We start from the raw sequence: 19,883 nt of genomic DNA, 5'->3' as shown, positions 1-19,883 counted from the left end.
TAAATATTTCGCATATTTAAACGGATCTCCATCATATGCACGTAGACCGAATAGATTATGTTTTTGATATGCGATTTCTGATTTTCCGTATCCAGATTCTAAAATCGCATGTGCTGCTAAATAATGAGCACTCACACCATATTGATTTTGCGCATTGATAAAATCTTGCCCATGGCCAACTAAAGGACTATCCGAATGATATTTCGCAATAAAACTATCAATCTCTTGAGCTGTAATTTTCGAAGCCACTGTTAAATTTAAATCTTCATATGAGGTAGCAGTAATAATCTCTTTTTCATCGTTTAAATTTTGTTGTAACATATCTGTTTTTGCAGTAAGTTGAGCAGCTTCAGCACGTGTTATAAATCTATTTGGTTGCCAACCGTTCTCGGTACCATTAGAGATTTTTAAATCTATTAAAATATTGGCGTATTTTTCTCCCCAATGCCCTTTTAAATCTTCAAATCTAACCTGCTCGTTATGATTTGCTGTGCTTTGTAGTTTATATGCATTTACTAGCATCGTAGCCATAGCAGCGCGAGTTACTTTTCCAGATGGATTGAAGATTCCATTACCTTCACCCTTAACAATACCAGCTCTTTCAGCAGCAGCAATATAAGGAGTAGCCCAGTGATTTTGTGAATCAGTAAAAGATGGTTTTGCATTAGGATCAATTTGTATCCCTAAAACTTTTGTCATAATTTTTGTAGCCGAAGCTCTGTCCAATGAGTCATTTGAACCAAAAGTTCCATCTGGATAACCATTCAATACCTGTTTATCAACTAAATAATTAACAGATTTATCGGCCCATACAGGAACATCAGGGAATGTATGAGTATCTGCTAAAATATTAGAAGAATAGGATAATATAGATCCTGCAAGGATACCTGTTGCAATTAATTTGTGCTTCATTAAAATAAACACCTCTACCATTGTATTTATCAAATTGGGATTTTCTATTTACATGTTTGTAATAATAATAAAATCGTATTATCACACATTCAATTTGATGTAACGAGTATAGTTACTTATATAAACAAGTGTCAATGAATGTCTTTTACAAAAATGTATAATGTTTACATTATTTTAAATTTACATGATCTTATAATTGACTTATGTATAAATTTTGTAAAGGACCTTTTGATAGATTACTTATTAGCTTACCTGAAGAAATCTCTTTAGTTGTTAATTTGCCAACCTTTCTTGTTTACTATTAATCAATTAAAAAAAGAATTTTTTTGTTTAAGAGCTACTTTAAAATCTTAAGTTGATGGATGTGTGAACGTACCGCTACTAAAATTCTTGCTTTTAAATCATTATTAATGTATTATGTTTACGTATCAATATAATGATTATAGTATATAAAAAGGAATCAAATCTATAAGTAAGATTTAAATCCTTTTCCAAGTCAAAAAGACTTTGCCAAAATCTCATATAATTTATGCTTGTCTTTTTAATATGTATCTAGTAAAAACATATTTTTTATCAATGGAATTCTGTTTTCAATATAAATTGAAACTTTTAAATAGATGTTTATTTAGTTTCGATAATAGAAATTAGTGTTCTAAACAAGGAATTATACAAAGTGATCTGAAAAACCTGAGAGATATTGTATGTAGTTTGCTCATCTCCAGGTACTACAATAAAAGAGCCTTACCTCTCTAGGCAAGACTCTACTAGTTTAGTTGTATAATATTTACATGATAACTAAGAAACAGAAAACATATAACACCAAATAACAGCACCCTATTACTCCTCCTACAGCTAATACCTGTTTAACCCAACTCTTAAATTTTTGATTACTGTAAATCGCTTGCACTCTTTCCATATTTCCTCCTATTAAGGAGAACCCTTAAAGACTCTCACCTCGCTATAGTACCATTTAAAAATGAATAATAGAGATCTAATGTATAAATATGCAATATTGCATACGAAAATGTATTGTTATAATTGTAAGCGCTTACTATAATAAGGTTATAAAGATTTATCACATCTTAATACGAAAAAGAGGAGAGAATAATATGGAAATCGCAATGGCAGTTTTAAAATTTATAGGTGGAGCAATCCCATTAATTCAAGAACTTCTAAAAGCATTTATGTAAATTCACTATTTAGCAATTATTTATAAAAATTATCATACAAATAATCTGTATATCAAAAATGAATTGGCTTACATATCATTTGCGTGATCAAGGTCCCTTTAACATGACTAAGGGGCCTTTTTAAAATTTTTAAATAATTAAGGTTACGTCACATCACCATCAAGTTAGCAAAATAAAATGAAACTTTAACTTGATGGTGATGGGGTAACAGTTGTGATTTAGAGATAAGATCAGATTATACAAAGTTTTGCACGTCAGCGATACCGGAAATAAAGTTCGCCTTTAGTAGCAAGGATCCCCAATAAAGATAGTCAACTTGCCTATTTAGGAATAGGAGTGTCCATTTAAATGATGCGTTCCAAGGCACTACTCTTCTTCTAAAATAGCGTAATAATATTCATCCCACCATTCATTCCCATGTGGTATACACTTCCTGAAATAGCCTTCTCTTCTCATTCCAATCTTCTCCATTACTCGATATGATGGGGTATTTTGTGGCTGACATGTAGCTATAATCCTATGTAATTTCATTTCCTTAAAGCCATATTTCAAAGTAGCTTGTGCTGCTTCAGAAGCATATCCTTTATTGAAATATTTAGGATTGAACACCCAACCAATCTCATATGTATGCTCACCAAAATATTTATGAAAAACTATATGACCAATCAGAATATCTTTATCAATTAATACTACAGGAAAGTTCTTAGCGTTTTCACCAATGTTTTCATTCACAAAGTTTCTTGTATTTTCTTCAGTAAAGACCCCTTCAGGTATGTATTTCATAACATTGATATCTGATGTATACTCATGAACAGCTTGCCAATCTTTGAACTCAAATTTTCGTATTAATAATCTTTCTGTTTTTATAAACATTTACTTTTCCCCCTCAAAAAATTGCAACTATATTTAAACTCTACTTTTAAGGTGAAAATACGGGCCAAACAAACTATCTTACAGCTTGAATTTAGAATCTTTAGGGTTAATGCTTTGACAAATATATTATATAACAAATATTAACATCCACGGGATTTGTTTTTGAAAATTATGCGAATTAAGAAAGAAAGTAGTTTTTTCTTAGATATTATTGTTAATAACTGATGGTATCATTATATTTCATTCTGCAACTTATTTAGAAAGGCTATGTACATTTCGAAGAAGTTTTTCAATAAGTTTTGTTTTTTCATTTACCTTTGTGGCATATGTGAAATCACCATAACAATATGGATACCTAAAATTATTTTTATTTCCACCACAAGTATACATCGCTGGTTTTTGATCAACTTTCATCTTAGAAAATTTTTTGGCCGAATCCTCCGAGTGTTGTTTAACTTCTTGACTAGCAATAAAATCAATATACCCTGGCCCCATATTATAACTTTGAATAATTGTATCTATGCTAACATCCTTGTCCGTTCCATATTTGTACATTTTAGCAAAGTGCTTTACCCCTTGTTTAATGCTCAAGCTTGTCTCTTGAATTTCATTTGGCTTTAATCCAAGTGATTCGGATGACTGCATAGGGTCGTTTCCCTCACCTCTACTCTCTTGATACATAATTCCTAATAAAATTGGTGTTTTCTCTCCTAAATTATATTTTTCTAATTCTTTTTTTAAGGTGGACTCATATTGCAATACACGTTTTTCAGTGGCTTGCGCTTTATTTTGTTGAATATTGGTTTTATGATTAAAATATAGCATTCCAAGTATTGTTCCTAAGCCTAGAATACTAATAAGGAACACTTTTATAATTTGTTTTTTACTTGTATCCTTCATATATTCCTCCTCGTATAAGAAATTCAATTTTTCAAAGGTAATTGGTTATATACAAACTATGTAATGAACATCTATCTCCCGCCCTTTTAGACTCATACATCAATACTTTAAGGTTTCAAGTTTAATATAAAAATTTAAAGATAAGGTAAAGATAAGATAAAGTTAAAATAAAGGGTATTTTTAGCGTGCTTTAAAAGATATTGCTACAAAGGGATATGGGGGACAACTTGTTGATATGAATGGATTTAGTGATAATTGAAAAGTTATTGTGCAAGTTATTAATTATGGAGATATCATTCCATAAGATTTAACCCATCTTTTCAATATACTTTATATAAAAACTACAACGTAACATATAATAAAAAACGGCGAACCCTCCACCTAGGAGAATCCACCATCACAAATAACTGATTATTTCATACCTAGTTTTTCTTTTGCTTTTTTAGAGCGCTCGTCTTCCTGCACTTCCTCCCAAGCTGTTACACCTTTTTTATCTGAATGATATACAGGTAGGAATGCTTCTTTACGAAGATTCTTTTGTGCAATAAATTCTAACTCTTTTTCTTTACCTTCCTTATCAAAACCCGAGAATATATATTCATACTCCTTTCCCATCACTTTACCATCCATAGATTTTGAAACTCCTCCTTTTCCATCCATGGCAATTTAAACGTAATATTCACCTTTACCAATACAATTGATATCACACCCAACTAAAACACTTGCAAATACAACTTCCTTATTTTTTACGTACCTGTGTATTTTTATCTTTTTACTCACTTTTATTTTTCTTTCTTAACTAACTTATTTAAGATAATCTCATATAAATTAATTAACGAATTAATGCTATTTGCGGCATAAAAAAGAGAGGCGTCTGCCCCCCTCTTAGAAATGAAATTCAGCTTGCTGTTCTTTTGTAATTGTCCATCCCCCTCATCGCTAAAGATTAACTTATCTAATATAATCTCCTCAGGCTTCCCCTAATGAATAGACCTACGCTACCTTCTTTCTTCACCTTGAATTTGTTAACATTATCATTTTTCTCCTAACTAAGATCTTTTACTTTTACTAATTTCATATGAGAAATTCCCTCCAAATGTACACACTAAGAATGAGATTTGATAGAAGATGCTTGTCTACATTTTGATTTTTCCAAAATACGAATAATATACCATTCGTTAATGGTCTGATTCGACTTTCTCTATTAAAACTGGAACATTTAGTAAAATGTATTAAGCACGCAAATAACTTGATATCGTATCTCATGATTTTTAAGAATGATTCTGTTTTTCATTGTAGTAGTAAAGTTATTTATCTCATATTGAATTACCTTTCATTTTTCTTACAAGCTCGCAATGTTTTTGAAAATACAGTTTATAAAGCCGAGAATTATTATTTTTTGAGAGATAGCATTGAGGAGTTTTTCATATGCACTGTACTATACGGTACTAGATTCCCGTACAGATTTCATTTACAATTCATTGTATTTTCTTTACCGTTCGCCAAGTTAAAATGGAACAAATTTATTACTTAGAGTGTCTATTATGTGTATTCCTAAAAATATGAAAGGACTTATTATTCTCAAAAGTAAAGTGATGTAAAAAAAGTGTGTATTGAAATACTTCATATAAATGTTACGAGTTTAATACTTTCACAGGTAAACTATTTCAAATGTAAGCAAAAAAGAAACACCCTAAACAGTAACCGTTCATTCATATAAACACTTTGGTTCTGCTTAGCCTGTTAAAATTCAACTTCAGAAGTATTGGTATCCAACACCCACTTTAAATTAACATCGGTATTTAAAATACCAAAACAAAATCCATATATTTTTGAAAGAGGTTGAAAATTCATGTACGTTTTAAACAAGTTCTTTACCATTTCACATTACAAAAAGATTGTACCTGTCGTATTACTTTCATGTGTAACACTAATAGGGTGTTCTAATAGTAATACTCCATCTGAACCACCTAAGCAAACAAAACAAATAAAGCAAATTAAACAAGAAAATACAGGTCATGATTCTTTTGCTAAGCTTGAAAAAAAATATAATGCTAAGCTTGGTATTTATGCTCTGGATACAGGTACAAATCAAACTGTTGCTTATCATTCAAATGATCGTTTTGCATTTGCCTCTACATCTAAATCATTAGCAACGGGAGCTCTTTTACGTCAGAACTCAATAGAAGCTCTTGATGAAAGGATTACGTATACGCGTGAAGACCTTTCTAATTATAATCCAATTACAGAAAAGCATGTGGATACAGGAATGACGTTAAGAGAACTTGCAGATGCTTCTGTTCGATATAGTGACAGTACAGCACATAATTTAATTCTTAAAAAGTTAGGTGGTCCATCCGCATTTGAAAAAATCTTGAGAGAAACGGGAGATACGGTTACTAAATCTGAACGATTTGAACCTGAATTAAATGAAGTACACCCTGGAGAAACGCGCGATACCAGTACACCAGAAGCGATCGCTAAGACACTTCAATCATTTACATTAGGATCTGCACTTCCAACAGAGAAACGTGAATTATTAGTAGATTGGATGAAGAGAAATACGACTGGAGATAAGTTGATTCGTGCGGGCGTACCAAAAGGATGGGAAGTGGCTGATAAAACAGGCGCAGGATCTTATGGAACAAGGAATGATATTGCAATTATTTGGCCACCAAATAAAAAGCCAATTGTTCTTGCCATCCTTTCTAATCATGATAAAGAAGATGCAGAATATGATGATAAGCTTATTGCAGACGCTACTAAAATCGTGTTAGATACCTTAAAAGTTACGAATAAAAACTAATAAATTAATAGTTTTCCGTGTTAGGGGGGGATATTCTCTGATAAGAGTAACCATACATGAACGTCAAACGATGCTAGAAAACGATAAAACACGCAGTTCCATTTGGAATTGCGTGTTTTTATTTTGCTAATTTATTTTGGATAACCGCTTGTGTCATCCAGTGCTGATTGGTTTGCACATGGTCTTTTCGAACAAATTACCTTTTCATTATAGGGGCCCCGATATAACAATGGAACGTGTGCAAGGCCTAACTTTTTACACCATGCAACTGTTGCATCCCACGATAAACATTCATTTTTCTCATTCCATATTGAAAAGACATAAAAATAGGACGTCAGTGCTATATAGTGAATACTATGACAAGCATACACATTTTCACCACATATCCGCCAGCCTTCTGGAATTCTATACCCCATACTTCCTTGTAACGTTTTTACCCATGTTCTCGATGGGTGATGACCACTTGATAATCACCTTGCATGAATAGCATCTTTATAAAGTGATGTAGTTTCACCATCTAACTTTTCTAGTACGACCACTTCTTGAGTTTCAAATCCGTCCATATTTTGTAGAACACGGTCATCACTTGTTACCCCTATCGACCAAGGAACGTGCAATGTTCATGAATATTTTACAAGCATTTTTTCACCTCTCTACTTCGCAAATACATCTGCATCTCGGAAAAAATATAATTTTGTAAGCATCTCATCACCGCAGTAATAATAGATTTCACGTGCTGCCTCTTCCCCTCCATGTAACATCTTCATATGAAAGCCTGTAATCATTAATACTTTCTCAATAAACTCCCATTTGAAACCAAGTTCCATTAAAAAGTGACAAGCGATATGGGTACTAACATATTCGTGACCATAATACGAATGGTACCCTTTGAGCTTTTTAAATACACGGCAAAACGGTTTACCTGTATCATGGAGTGCTGCAGCACTTTGCAGAAGAAATAAATCTTCCCCTACATAATTCTCTGTTAAATGAGCGTATACCATATATATGTGCTGACATAATGGTAAGGAATGATAGGGGTTTCCTTGATCATATTGAAATATATCAGAAAAGAACGGGATGTTCTTCATGACAAATTGAACACCACACCCATGCGTCTCCTCCTGTTTCACCATTACAGTTTGCTGTAAGTCCCGCTTTACTTGTACGTTCATGGTTTCTTGTAGTTCGAATAAGACGATACACAATCCGCTCTGGTTTTATGTAATCTATTGGCTTGAATCGTTACTTATATATAAAGAGTGTCTCGTTAACACATCCTTTTTTTCCTAAAGCAGTGTAAATGGTAACCTCTGAATAACTCATAAATATCTTTATACCGATTATGATATTTATAATTTTCTCCCCAAGCAGCAATCAATATATTTTCCATTAAAGTTTTTTATTTCCAATATTTCATCTAACTTCGTACAATTAATTACTTCCTGTAGTAGTCTTTCTACTGTATCTATTTTTATCTCATTTGGTTTTCTCAATATTTTTCACTTCTATTGTTTGACTGATATGACAGGTACTTGCTCAGTGTCGGAAATTTTACAGTAACCAAAATAAAGTAGAAAAAACAATAAAATAATTGTCCAAATAAATATAAACACTTTATAACTATACTTCATATGAAAAACCTCATTTTTCCTATTTAAATGAATGTACATACACCGTAAATTTATTTACACAAATTTTTGGATGTTCCAAAAGTAGAGAATCATTAAGTTTTAGAAATTGTTATTCCTAAACACATACAAGAATTCTTCAAAAAAATATCATCTAGGCATTTTAACATTTCATCAAAATGCACAGATGATATTTTGTACGTTTAGCTTGGTAGTGCTTTTTATGTAATGAATTCTTATCTCTATTTCACCTTAATGTTTATATGTACAAGAGTCTGTGTAGCAACTAGACTGTACTTTAAATATGTACTACATTGTGTGTGGGAAAGGAAGCACATTTTATTTAAAGTGGTTACTTTAAACCCCTTAATTAGTTGGTAGTCTTCTTCATTCAGACAGAAAGGAAATTTAAAGTGTGCACGTATTATCAACTCAGACTCTTTACTACACACACTCCTATACACATAAAAACATCTATAGTTTTTTGTAACAATACGGAAATTACAAGAAATGTAATTGAAATAAACTTAACATTAATTAACGACTTCGTAATACAACTGTAACATATCATATTTAATCGTACAATACTTTTTTAACTAATTATCAACAAAGTTCTGTTAATATCGTTCAAATTTAATAATGTTCCCATAGAGTATTACAATTAGAGTTGCTTGTGTTTTATTTGGATAGATACGAAATTTATATGCTTTATTAATTATCATTCATTTCAGCTCCATTTCGGCATGTGTCTCTTATACAATAAACATATATTTGAAAGATAGTGGAGTAACAGTTTATGTATGTCGAACAATTAAGATAGCTTCCTGCCATCTATTGTCCAAAGCCAATTCATCTCCACCTACTCAGTTCGCGGTCTTTAAGGAAGGAGTCTTCTTGGCTAAAAAAAGTGTTAAATGGTTATACAATACAACAAAATATTCTATCTAAACATTATCGAATTTTAAATAAAGAAAATTAGTGATATGGCTATAAAAGTATAAAAACTATTAACAAAGCATCTTAATGTTTATGAAATGCTTTGTTAATAGTTTCTCTTCTCCCTAATCTCCTGCGAGACTATATTTTTTATTGAAATTTTCCATATCTTATTTGATTTATTTATTCTGTAACACCAGATTGGGTTACTTTTACATCAGCTGTTACACGAAAACGTAAATGTTTATAGGATTCTTCCCATTCTTGACTGTTCCATTTTCTTACGTGAGTTCTACCAAGCTTTCTAAGTCCTATAGGATCTGTGTCTTTTTTAATAAATCTCTTTATCAATGTAGTTGCTTTTTTTTCTATTTCTTTTTCCATAATTTTTTCTAATTTTTTTATTTCTTTAGGATTATCTAGATTTTTTGTTTTTGTAAATTCTTGAATTTCAGCTTTAACTTGAATATGAGCATTTACGAATGGATGCTTACTATTCCCCTCCATCTTATATTTTGTTCTAGCTTTTATATTCTCTATCGTGGCATAAGTATTTGAAGAACCAGGTAGTTTGAATTGGTATGTACCTTGTTTAAAATTATCTGTCAACAATTTAAATACAAATAAATCTTTAGGGTTCACTTTATCAACCATTTTACATCTTTTAAAAAGTGCTATTCCATTTAACTCCAACACATTCCCTTTTTTAGATATCATCGGTAAATAGGAATCTCTCGCATCATCATCAAGTTGATTTAAAAACATAAAAAAGTTTGTTTTTGGTTGCGTTCCATTGTTCATATTTTGCTCCAGTAAAGAGGATAGATAAGAAGCAATTTCTTTTTCTTTAGAATAGTTCCCCTTTAATAGTGATTCCCCTTTTACATTTGTAATTGCTAAATAAATTGCATTTCCTACACTAGGATTGCGGTTCAAAGTCTCTAAAATTTCCTGCATTCCCTTTTCAATTATTTTTTCATTAAAAATAATAACACGCAATTGCCCCAACTCTAGAGGTCCAGAAGATTTTTCGGATGCTCTTGCAAGAACTTCTCTACCAGTCTGGCCTGATGCTGAATAGATTTTTGTTTCACCTTCCCCGCCTCCTTTATAAGCTGAAATCGCAAAGATTCCTTTTAGCTTACCTTCTGCTTCAGTATCATATGCCGCAACTTGAACTAAATCAATGTCATCCACAATTTTTGTTTTAGCACAACCTATTAAGAAGACACCTAATATAAGGAAAAGTATCCAGCGCTTCATGTTTATCTCCTTAACTTTATTTTGGCCGTTTGAATTAGCCATAGTACAGGTAGGTATACATATATATATACAAAGCCAATTTGACCTGTCCAAGTATTTAATAAGTTAATTTTATTACGGTTATTCAAGAAAAATGACAAAATAAAGATGAATATGATGATAACTGGCAAAACATATTTTTGCTTTATTCCCAGTGCCTCTTTTATACCACGACTTACTCCCCATAATGTAAAGGAAACATTGGGTAATATAAAAAAAGCCCAAACAGAAACAATAATGTATTCAAACCGCTCTATAAAGGGGAATTGTATAATTTTAATCATGCTTAAATATGCCCATATCGCGTTCGCAAGTTGCTTTTCACTAAAAAACGCAAGAGTTAAAATCATAAGGTATGTGTAGACAATAGTCGTTACTAAATTTGCATAGTGCGCATATTTTTGAGACGTTCTTGCCTTTTTAATAAATGGGTAGTACAACAATAACATTTCAAATCCAAAAAAACTAAACATATTTCCTTTCATTCCTTTCATAATTTCTAGAAATGAATGCTGTGCAATTGGAAATAAATTCCGGAAATCTGCATACTGCAAAGGATAAAAAAATGTGAAGATTAGAATGCTTGGGATAACGATTCCAAAGAAGCCGATTCCGGCAACTACACGAAATCCTCCAGTAACAATGTAATAACATAGACCCAAAAAAGCCCCCGCTATAACCCAAGATGAAATTGAAGGAAACATCCAAACATGTACTACTTCGATATAAGTATGTAGTGTTGTTGCACCTAACAATACAATATAGGATAAAAAAATGAAGTTGAGCAATCCACCAATCCATTTTCCAAGTACGTTTTGATTGATTGCAATGATGTCTCCATTACCCTGATTTAAAATCTGATATATGATCCAAATCATAACATTAACAGATATTCCAAAAAGTAGCGTGCTAATCCACGCATCATTTCCAACTAATTTTGCACTAATCCTTTCAAAACCAAGCATACCAACTCCCAACTGTATAGTAATAATTAAAAAAAATACCATATATGGCGAGACTTGATACTCAATTGGGATCTGTTTCATAATGCTCCTCCCTGTTAAATTCAATCATCAAAATCATTTCGTGATAGTATTTTATTTTTCTCTACCTCTTCTGGATTAAAGCGAAAACGCTGTTTAGACCTTGAAAAAATAGGACGTCGAAACATCGCTGAGATTGGCATACGTATAATGCTGTCTTTCCAATCTGTAGGACGTGTAGGATAAAAAGGGAACAAATAAGGACGTCTTAATGATTCTGTACGTAATAAGCGTACTAAAAGGAAAGAACTTGTTAAAACAATTCCTAATAAGCCCAATAGGTGTGCAGATATTATAAAAGGAAAACGAATTACTCGAATTGTATTACCAATTCGATATATTGGTGCTGTAAATGAACTAAGAGCTGAAAGTGCAACAATGATAATAAGTACGTTACTTGTAAGACTTGCTTCTACCGATGCTTGTCCAATCACAATACCACCTACTATACCGACAGTTAAACCCACTTTAGTTGGTAAACGTGCCCCCGCTTCTCTCAGTAATTCAATTGTTATTTCTAAAAAAAGTGCTTCAATTAATGGAGGAAAAGGTACTTTACTTCTCGATATGATTAACGTTTCAAGAAGTTCTTTTGGGATAAGCTCGTAATGATATGTTAAGATCGAGACATATAATGGAGTCGTTAAGACAGAAAATATAAAAGCAAAAAGCCTTAATAGACGAAAAAAAGAGGCTATAATCCAAGGCATGGTGTAATCTTCTGTCGTAGAAAAAAAATCAATTAATGTTGTTGGAAGAGTGATGGCATAAGGTGAGCCATCTACAAAAAGTGCAATTTTCCCTTCTGCTAATACAGCTGCCACACGGTCCGGACGTTCTGTATTCAAAAATTGAGGGAATATAGAATTCGGGTTGTCTGCAATTAACTGCATCAAATAAGTACTATCCAAAACATGGTCTGTTTTTATTTGACTTACCCTTTTTATAATTTCTTGTAGATTTTGATCATTTACAATTCCCTCAATAAATACAATCGCAACAGTTGTGTTAGAGAGAGATCCTACTTTCAATTCTTTCATTTGTAAATACGGTGTTGGAAGCTTTCTACGTACTAAATTTAAATTTACATCTAAATCTTCGACAAATGCGATTTGCGGACCCACAATATTGTATTCAATTTCAGCTTTTGTAATATCCCTTTTTTCTTTCTTTGACACATTTACTAACAAACAATTTAATTTATCTGTATCGTACTGAATAAGTATATAGCCATTTAAAATACTATCCTGAATATCTTCCATTTGATTTGTTATTTTTGAATTCTCAAAAGGTAAGACAGAGTGAATATCTTGTAACGAATTGAAGCTCTTCTCTTTTATATAAGTCAAAACCTCTTCATGAAATATATTTACATCGATTAATGTTCTAAAATATGAAATGACTATAGAGGAATTATTAGAAGCAATTTCCAACGTTATAAAATCTTTAGATTTTTTTAGTAATTGCATTAAATCCTGTAAAGATTTTATAGAGTTATCAGGTATTTTTTCATACGGTTTCAATTGATAATACCTTCCTTTCAGAAAGAAGTTACATATAGTTTTTAAGAAATTTCTATTTTAAAAATCAGGCATAGTGATATATAGATATATCCATTGAATTAGCAATAACCTCTTTGAAAATAACTTAACCAAAATTAGTTAAAAAATGTATTAAAAGTAAAAATAAGAAATGTTTTCAAACATAGTTACGATATTAAAAACATCCTTTCTTTTGGTTCTAAAGAAAGGATGTTTTTATAACATGCTTTTTGGAAGGTTTTAATTTAATCCTAATTATATTTTTTATAAATTCTAAAAGTACATTCTTTATTTTTGGTATAACATACAGAAATTATTTTTTGAACAGTAGACAGCTGCAGAAGCTAAGTTAAAGTGTCGATTAATTCCCTCCATGCTTAATAAAATCCCTGTTATGATTTCTAAACTGAATACACAGTTGAGTAAGAGCCGTAGTAGAGATTTTTTGATTTAACCATAGGTTCCTATGATACTTACATTTTCGTTTCATTCCACCAATTTCTATAGTTAATTGATTAAGTGTATCGGGGATATAACTCTTCGACATATACAGACAATCTTGTTTTGGAAGTATTACATGATTTGTATGATATTGTAACAAGACTTGTATCGTTTCTCGCTTTCCCATGTCTTATTGCGTTTGTCATTTCCTCTTGTAAACAACAACGATAGAAAGTTCTATTCAGTTTTTGTTTAATAGCATTACATTTTGTATGGTTTCTTAAAAAATTTCAGTAAAAGAATATATTAATTTTGAAGTGTATAAATAGGGAGAGTGACTTCAACTATAGTCCCCTTATTCATTTCACTCTCAATAAATATCTTTCCCTGATGTGTTTCAATGATTTTATAACAGATCATTAACCCTAAGCCAATCCCCTCTTCTTTAATACTATAAAAAGGTTCTCCGAGGTATGGTATACGTTCTTTTGGAATCCCACACCCTTGATCGATAAAACGAATGCTTACTTGATTATTATCAAGTATATTTAATTGAATCAGAATTTCCCCTCCCATCGGCATAGATTCAATTGCATTTTTTAATATATTAACAAATACTTGTTTTAATTGATTTCCTTCACATGAAATCAATGGAATACCAGGGTTAAGATCGATTCTAAATTTTATATTATTCATCATTGCTTGAGGTTGTAGTAGCATTAAAACTTGATCCATTAGCACACTAATGTCATTAGGTTGCATTTTTACTACCTGTGGTTTGGCTACCGCCATAAATTCAGTTGTAATGCTCTCTATACGCTCAATCTCTGATGATACTATATTAATATAACCCTGATTATTCTCACTTTCCGTTGATTTTAGTAATTGCATGAACCCTTTCATTGCAGTTAATGGATTATTAATCTCATGAGCCATTACAGTCGCTAATTGTCCTACAACAGCAAGTTTTTCAGATTTTCGTAATAATTCTTCTGTTTTTAGCCGTTCAGTGATATCACGAGAAATACTTAGGAAAACTTTTTTACCATTTAAGTTAAAAACACGAACACTAAACTCAGTTGTTATTACTTTTCCTGTTGGAAAAACATATTCATCTTGCAAAGTGAAGGAAGTTTGTCCCTTTTTAATTTTTTCTAATAACCTTACGATCATTTGAGAATCTTGTGGTACTATATTTGAAAATGATAATGAGAGCAACTCTTCTCTACTATATCCAAACCTTCTACACCCAACAGGGTTTACCTCAATAAATCGACTTGGAGCATTCTCTTCATTCAACTCTACTACATATACCGCATCAGTTGCTTGTTCGATTAGTGCACGGTACTTCATTTCACTATCTCTTAATTGCCGGTGTAATCGATGTCGTTCTCTTTCTGCTTGTTTTCTTTCAGAGATGTCTCTACATATTGCTGATAAAGCTATCACATTTCCTCTTACATCTAGTATAGGAGAAACTGTCAGACTAACATCAAGAAGACTCCCATCGCTCCTTTGTCTAACAGTTTCTAATCTAGTAACCACAGATTCTACCGTTAGAATTTTCTGAATATTTTCGAGCGATTCTTCCATTAAAAAATCTGGTACACAAGGTAATCTCTTACCTATGATTTCTTGTGATGACCACCCAAATATCTTTTCATAAGCTTTATTGGCTTGTAAAATATGCCCTTCTCGATCAGAAATGGTAATAGCATCTAGATTGTGCTTTATAAATGATTCCAATAATTCTTTGGTAGCGCTTAATTCTGATTCTACCTTTTTCCTTTCGGTTATATCAACTGTTGAACCAACAACTTCAATAACTTGTCCATTTCGTTTAATCGGCCTAAGCGCAATAAGAATAATAATTTTATCATTTGGCCAAGGTAATTCAAATATAATTTCTTTTCCTTCCCATGCCTGAAGATAGTACTTCATCAATTGTGGAACTAAATGTGGAGGAACAATAGAAGCATCAATAGTACGTAAGCTTTTTCCTACCACCTGTTCAGAATAAAATCCGTTTTGATAATAAAACTGTCCATCACATAAAGTGTGTATAAAGTGCTTATCCACTTTTTTAAATTTAAAAATTCCTCCTTGAAGCTCATGCACGGTATCTGCAAGTTCTTGCTTCGATTTTTTTAATTCTCGATTCATTTTAGATAAGTCCTGTGTTAAATAATACAATCTCTGGTAGGCTTCCATAAGAAATAGCCCAATTAAAAGTCCTAACGCTATATATAATAGGCCTCCTGTGTAAAGTAATGTAGTATTAAATAATACGCCAACTAACCACTTTATTCCAATAAAAACAGAAAAATATAACGATGCACTTTTAAAAGGATGTAGTTTTTTAAAATAAGTTTTAAAAGTAGAAAATAGAATCCCCATACCTAAATAAGCAATCACAGGAGGTTCCCAATACCCTCCAGTGTAAAAGATGCGCATTACAATTATGCTAATTAACGTAATCCAACCAGCAATACGACCAAAGTAAATAAAAGATAGAATAAGAGGAACAACTCGAAGATCGTAGGAAAATCCCATGTATGGAAAAGAAAAGAACATTAACGTAACTGCAATAATCCCTCCATAGAGCTTTTCGAAATATCGACTAGAATTAATTGTAAACACTTGAATAAATATTGCTGCGCTAACTAATAAAGAAAAAATAGAAAGGTTGATGAAATAATCTTTAATAATCATGTAATGTCCCTCCTTGCATTAAGTGTATTCGACAAAAAAGCTAAAAATCCTACAAATTGTATAAACAGTTCAAATGCATAAATTTTAAACTAGGATAAAATCTGGAAAAGTAAATAAGGAGCACAGCAGATGAGATATTTTAATGAAAAATAGTTCAAAAAAGATAATAGTAACCGTTGACTACTATTATCTTTTTTCTTTAAGTTATCGTAATACGTATGAAACTTTAAGGGACGTGGTATGTCATTTCATCAAACAATGATTATATGCTGAGTCATGAATATAGAAACTTCAACAGTAATTTTTGAAAAATAACATAAAAAACAAAACTATCTTTGAAAATGAAAAAAATCTATATAAATGTCAACTAATCTATGTACAAAAACGTTCACTTAATTTTGCATAAAGTCACTCCACTTAGGAAGCTAAGTAGTTCTTCAAGGTCGATAAGAACACCTGTAGATGCTTCAGGATAACTACATAATTGTATGAGTAATGTACTTGAAACCTTTCGGTAAAACCATACACATAATACAACTAACTCCTTGGTTCAATATTTACTTTTTCGCTGAACAAATTCTTTTTCTTGAGCAAAATATTCTAGGATATAAGGAGATTTTTCAATTAACTTGGTGTCTAGTTTATTCTCCAGCTCCAATTACTTCGTTACTTTCAGATTCAGTTCATTATATTTTGTACTTTGTCTTTATACACAACATATTCTTTACCATCCACTACTGCTACTACCGCAAATTCATCATTTGGATTGAATGAAAGCCAATCAGCCCACATGTTAGTATTAGCCCCTCCACTCCACATATTATGAACAGTGTTTTTAGTTAAATTCATAACTTTATAAGACGCATTTGGCGCATTTGTTCCAGTCTTTATTTCAAAAGTGTATGCGTTATGAATTTTTTTATAAAAGTAGAAAACGTTTGATGGACGAAGCTGATTCAAAAAATCCTGTTCTTTTTTCTCTGCAATTTTTATCCCTTCTTGCAAAGTGACAACATCTGTTTTTAATGTTTTCCAACTGTTTTTCGCTGCATTCAAGCTGGGGGTTAAGAATTTATATTTATTTTGATCAGCTTTTTGATCAGCTTTATCAATATGTCCCAGTACACCCGAATATTGAGAATCTAAATCCTCCCATTGCGTAGACATATAAGTAAGAGCAGTGATAGCACTATCAAGCATACTATGCATATCACTAATATTATGAAATGCAACTCCAACTACACGATTCAATGTTATTTTATAATCTACAGTCTGACGCAATTTTGCTAATTCAGGTTCTAGCCAACCTAACTTACCTCTTGCATCACCTATCATTATGCCACCAGCAATCAAGGTTGGAATAAAGGGGATTTTCACCATGTCTAACCCCTTAGATTCTATGTCTTTCTGATATTTTACTTGTCCTAAAAGGTCCTCTAGACGCTTTTGGTCAGCCTCCACATCAGCACCTTGGTTTTTTAAAATCGATTGCAATGTCTCTTTATGACTTCCAAATGTTCTAACATCTTCTCCAATAGCATTTTTTAATTGAATTAATTCTTCTATTAATGCTTTTGCAGACTTTTGATTTTGTTGAATTCCTCCCTGTAAATCTGTAATCCCTTTTTTTAAAGTATCTCCATTTCCATTATTAATCGCCTCTACTAATGTTTCATAATAATTTTCAAATTTTGTATCGTATTCTATAATGCCTGTCAATGTATCAAAAAGCTGTTTTTTTACTTGTGTATTCCATGTAACAGCATGTGCTCTTGCATTCTTTTGATCTTGTACAATTTTACTAGGTAAATCTGCATTTCCATTAATAGTTATTCCTTCAAAACTCACATCTGGATTATTAATTAGCAAATAAGAATATTCATTCATAGCTTTTGCAAATAAACCAGCATCTTGCAAAGCTTTTTTCATCTGTTCTTCATTTGCTGAAAGAGATATATTTTCATTGTTCGTTTGTTCAATTTCAATCGCAAAAGTTTCTAGTGGTATGACTGCATAAGTAGTTGTTATAGTTAAAAACGCTGATACAGCGAGTAGTTTATTAGGGATTTTTTTCATCATTTCGTATTCCTCCTATATAAGGTATGGTTTCAAGTTCTAATCTTATTAAAAAGCGATGTCTTTCAAAATGAGTTCTACATCTTTTATCAGTATCGTTTGAACTTTCTTTAGCAACCTTCAAATCATTAAGTATTAAAGAAAATGTATATAATCTGCTTCAAATTAACCGATTCTGTTGCAAATTTTAAAAAAGCAATTAAACTACAAGGTTATTTTTTATTCGAATCATACTTATATATAATTGAAAGGCGAAGTCTTTAATGAGACTCCGCCTTTCTGTTATATAAGGATTTATTAATTATTACTTTTCTGTTTAACAGTGTAATCATAGACTTTCTATGTTTTAGTTCACTTTACGCAGAATTAATATTTCCCTATTTTTGTGGAGTAACAGTTTCCACTTTTAATTCCTTTATTCCTTCTTTTAATGTAACAGCATCTGTTCGTAATGTTTTCCAACTGTCTTTCGCTGCATTTAAATTAGGTTTTAAGAATTTAAATTTATTTTGATCGGCTTTTTGAGCTGCATTCTCAATATGCCCTAGAACGCCCGAATATTGAGAATCTAAATCATGCCACTGCGTGGACATATAAGTAAGAGCGTTAATAGCATCATCAAGCGCCTTGTGCATTTCATTAATATTACTGTAAGCAACTCCAACTACACGATTTAAGGTTACTTTATAATCCACGGTCTGACGTAATTCTGCTAATAAAGGCTCTAACTTACCTAAATTATCCCTTGCTACTCCCACTATAATACCGCCAATTATTGGTAGACCCAAAATAGCACCCTTCATTACATTAAACCCATCAGATTCTAATTGTTTATAATAGTTTACTGATCCTAATACTTCTTCTAGACGTTTTTGATCGGCATCAACATCTGCACCTTGATTTTTTAAAATTGACTGCAAGAGCTCTTTATTACTTCCAAAAGCTCTAACATCATGTCCAATAGAGTCTCTTAATTTAGTTAATTCTTCTATTAGTTGTTGTGCATACTTTTGATTTTGTTGAATTTCACCTCGCAAATCTGTAATCCCTTCTTTTAAAGTTTCTCCATCCCCTGTATTAATCGCTTCTACCATTGTTTCATAATAATTGTCAAATGTTGTATCGTATTCAACAATACCATTCAATGTATCTAAAAGCTGTTTTTTTACTTTCGTATCCCAAGTAACAGCATGTGCCCTTGCATTCTTTTGATCTTGTACGATTCTACCAGGTAAATCTACATATCCATTAATGGTAATTCCCTCAAAATTCACATCAGGATTCTTAATTAACATATAAGAATAGGCATTCATAGATTTTGCAAATAATCCAGCCTTTTGCAAAGTCTCTTTCATTCTCGCTTCATTTGCAGAAAGAGCCGTATCTCCATTGTTCGTTTGTTCAATTTCACTTGCAAAAGTTGTTACTGGTGAAACTACATTAGCAGTTGTAATAGTTAATAGCGTCGATACAGCGAGTAATTTATAAGGGATTTTTTTTATCATTTCATTTTCCTCCAA

General features: G+C 31.7%; 14 protein-coding genes and 3 pseudogenes. 3 read left to right on the top strand and 14 right to left on the bottom strand.

What is annotated here, in order from left to right; genetic code table 11:
* A partial coding sequence (locus tag ACS2FK_RS27075; RefSeq protein WP_438899899.1) for an S-layer homology domain-containing protein occupies nt 1-912 on the bottom strand: 912 nt, incomplete at its 3' end.
* Nucleotides 913-1,916: 1,004 nt separating this feature from the next.
* Here ACS2FK_RS27075 and ACS2FK_RS27070 point away from each other — a divergent pair.
* Complete coding sequence (locus tag ACS2FK_RS27070; protein WP_063547319.1) at nt 1,917-2,102, top strand: hypothetical protein; 186 nt, start codon at nt 1,917-1,919, stop codon at nt 2,100-2,102.
* A gap of 366 nt (nt 2,103-2,468) precedes the next feature.
* On the opposite strand, the gene ACS2FK_RS27065 is transcribed toward ACS2FK_RS27070, so the two are convergent.
* From ACS2FK_RS27065 to ACS2FK_RS27055, 3 genes are all read right to left on the bottom strand, one after another.
* Nucleotides 2,469-2,975, bottom strand: a complete 507-nt coding sequence (locus tag ACS2FK_RS27065) for a GNAT family N-acetyltransferase (protein WP_000470146.1) — start codon at nt 2,973-2,975, stop codon at nt 2,469-2,471.
* A 252-nt stretch (nt 2,976-3,227) separates the two neighbouring features.
* On the bottom strand, nt 3,228-3,875 hold the full coding sequence (locus tag ACS2FK_RS27060; protein ID WP_063547318.1) for a lysozyme family protein: 648 nt from the start codon (nt 3,873-3,875) through the stop codon (nt 3,228-3,230).
* Nucleotides 3,876-4,286: 411 nt separating this feature from the next.
* Nucleotides 4,287-4,535: a YxeA family protein gene (locus ACS2FK_RS27055; RefSeq protein ID WP_230387344.1), complete on the bottom strand. Its 249-nt coding sequence runs from the start codon at nt 4,533-4,535 to the stop codon at nt 4,287-4,289.
* Between the two features lie 1,192 nt (nt 4,536-5,727).
* Between ACS2FK_RS27055 and blaIII the strand changes: the two genes are divergently transcribed.
* Nucleotides 5,728-6,681 carry a class A beta-lactamase BlaIII gene (blaIII, locus tag ACS2FK_RS27050; protein ID WP_063547317.1) on the top strand — a complete coding sequence of 318 codons (954 nt, stop codon included), beginning with the start codon at nt 5,728-5,730 and terminating at the stop codon, nt 6,679-6,681.
* Nucleotides 6,682-6,799: 118 nt separating this feature from the next.
* Here blaIII and ACS2FK_RS27045 read toward each other — a convergent pair.
* The 3 genes and pseudogenes from ACS2FK_RS27045 to ACS2FK_RS27035 form a co-directional block, all read right to left on the bottom strand.
* Nucleotides 6,800-7,244: pseudogene (locus ACS2FK_RS27045) on the bottom strand (RNA ligase family protein).
* Between the two features lie 90 nt (nt 7,245-7,334).
* The gene (locus tag ACS2FK_RS27040; RefSeq protein ID WP_230387343.1) at nt 7,335-7,856 is read right to left on the bottom strand and encodes an HD domain-containing protein; all 522 of its coding nucleotides are present in this window, start codon (nt 7,854-7,856) and stop codon (nt 7,335-7,337) included.
* A 1,073-nt stretch (nt 7,857-8,929) separates the two neighbouring features.
* A complete protein-coding gene (locus ACS2FK_RS27035; protein ID WP_080469798.1) occupies nt 8,930-9,034 on the bottom strand; it encodes a helix-turn-helix domain-containing protein in 105 nt (34 codons plus the stop codon).
* A gap of 182 nt (nt 9,035-9,216) precedes the next feature.
* Here ACS2FK_RS27035 and ACS2FK_RS27030 point away from each other — a divergent pair.
* A pseudogene (locus ACS2FK_RS27030) lies at nt 9,217-9,288 on the top strand (transcriptional regulator); the annotation flags it as partial.
* 143 nt (nt 9,289-9,431) lie between these two features.
* Here ACS2FK_RS27030 and ACS2FK_RS27025 read toward each other — a convergent pair.
* The 7 genes and pseudogenes from ACS2FK_RS27025 to hblA form a co-directional block, all read right to left on the bottom strand.
* A complete protein-coding gene (locus ACS2FK_RS27025; RefSeq protein WP_063547316.1) occupies nt 9,432-10,511 on the bottom strand; it encodes a Ger(x)C family spore germination protein in 1,080 nt (359 codons plus the stop codon).
* A gap of 2 nt (nt 10,512-10,513) precedes the next feature.
* On the bottom strand, nt 10,514-11,596 hold the full coding sequence (locus ACS2FK_RS27020; RefSeq protein ID WP_000809695.1) for a GerAB/ArcD/ProY family transporter: 1,083 nt from the start codon (nt 11,594-11,596) through the stop codon (nt 10,514-10,516).
* A gap of 20 nt (nt 11,597-11,616) precedes the next feature.
* Entirely contained in the window at nt 11,617-13,116 is a 1,500-nt protein-coding gene (locus ACS2FK_RS27015) for a spore germination protein (protein WP_063547315.1), read from the bottom strand.
* Nucleotides 13,117-13,881: 765 nt separating this feature from the next.
* Nucleotides 13,882-16,287, bottom strand: a complete 2,406-nt coding sequence (locus ACS2FK_RS27010; protein ID WP_063547313.1) for a PAS domain S-box protein — start codon at nt 16,285-16,287, stop codon at nt 13,882-13,884.
* A 430-nt stretch (nt 16,288-16,717) separates the two neighbouring features.
* A pseudogene (locus ACS2FK_RS27005) lies at nt 16,718-16,945 on the bottom strand (hypothetical protein); the annotation flags it as partial.
* A 20-nt stretch (nt 16,946-16,965) separates the two neighbouring features.
* The gene (gene hblB / locus ACS2FK_RS27000; RefSeq protein ID WP_063547312.1) at nt 16,966-18,366 is read right to left on the bottom strand and encodes a hemolysin BL regulatory component HblB; all 1,401 of its coding nucleotides are present in this window, start codon (nt 18,364-18,366) and stop codon (nt 16,966-16,968) included.
* Between the two features lie 374 nt (nt 18,367-18,740).
* Complete coding sequence (hblA, locus tag ACS2FK_RS26995; RefSeq protein WP_000591972.1) at nt 18,741-19,868, bottom strand: hemolysin BL binding component B; 1,128 nt, start codon at nt 19,866-19,868, stop codon at nt 18,741-18,743.
* Between the last annotated feature and the right edge of the window lie 15 nt (nt 19,869-19,883).

Source organism: Bacillus cereus group sp. BceL220 (genome assembly GCF_051776965.1).
Taxonomy (GTDB): Bacteria; Bacillota; Bacilli; order Bacillales; family Bacillaceae_G; genus Bacillus_A; species Bacillus_A cereus.
Note: the sequence above shows the minus strand (reverse complement) of the source record. Positions and strands in the feature narration are given on the sequence as shown.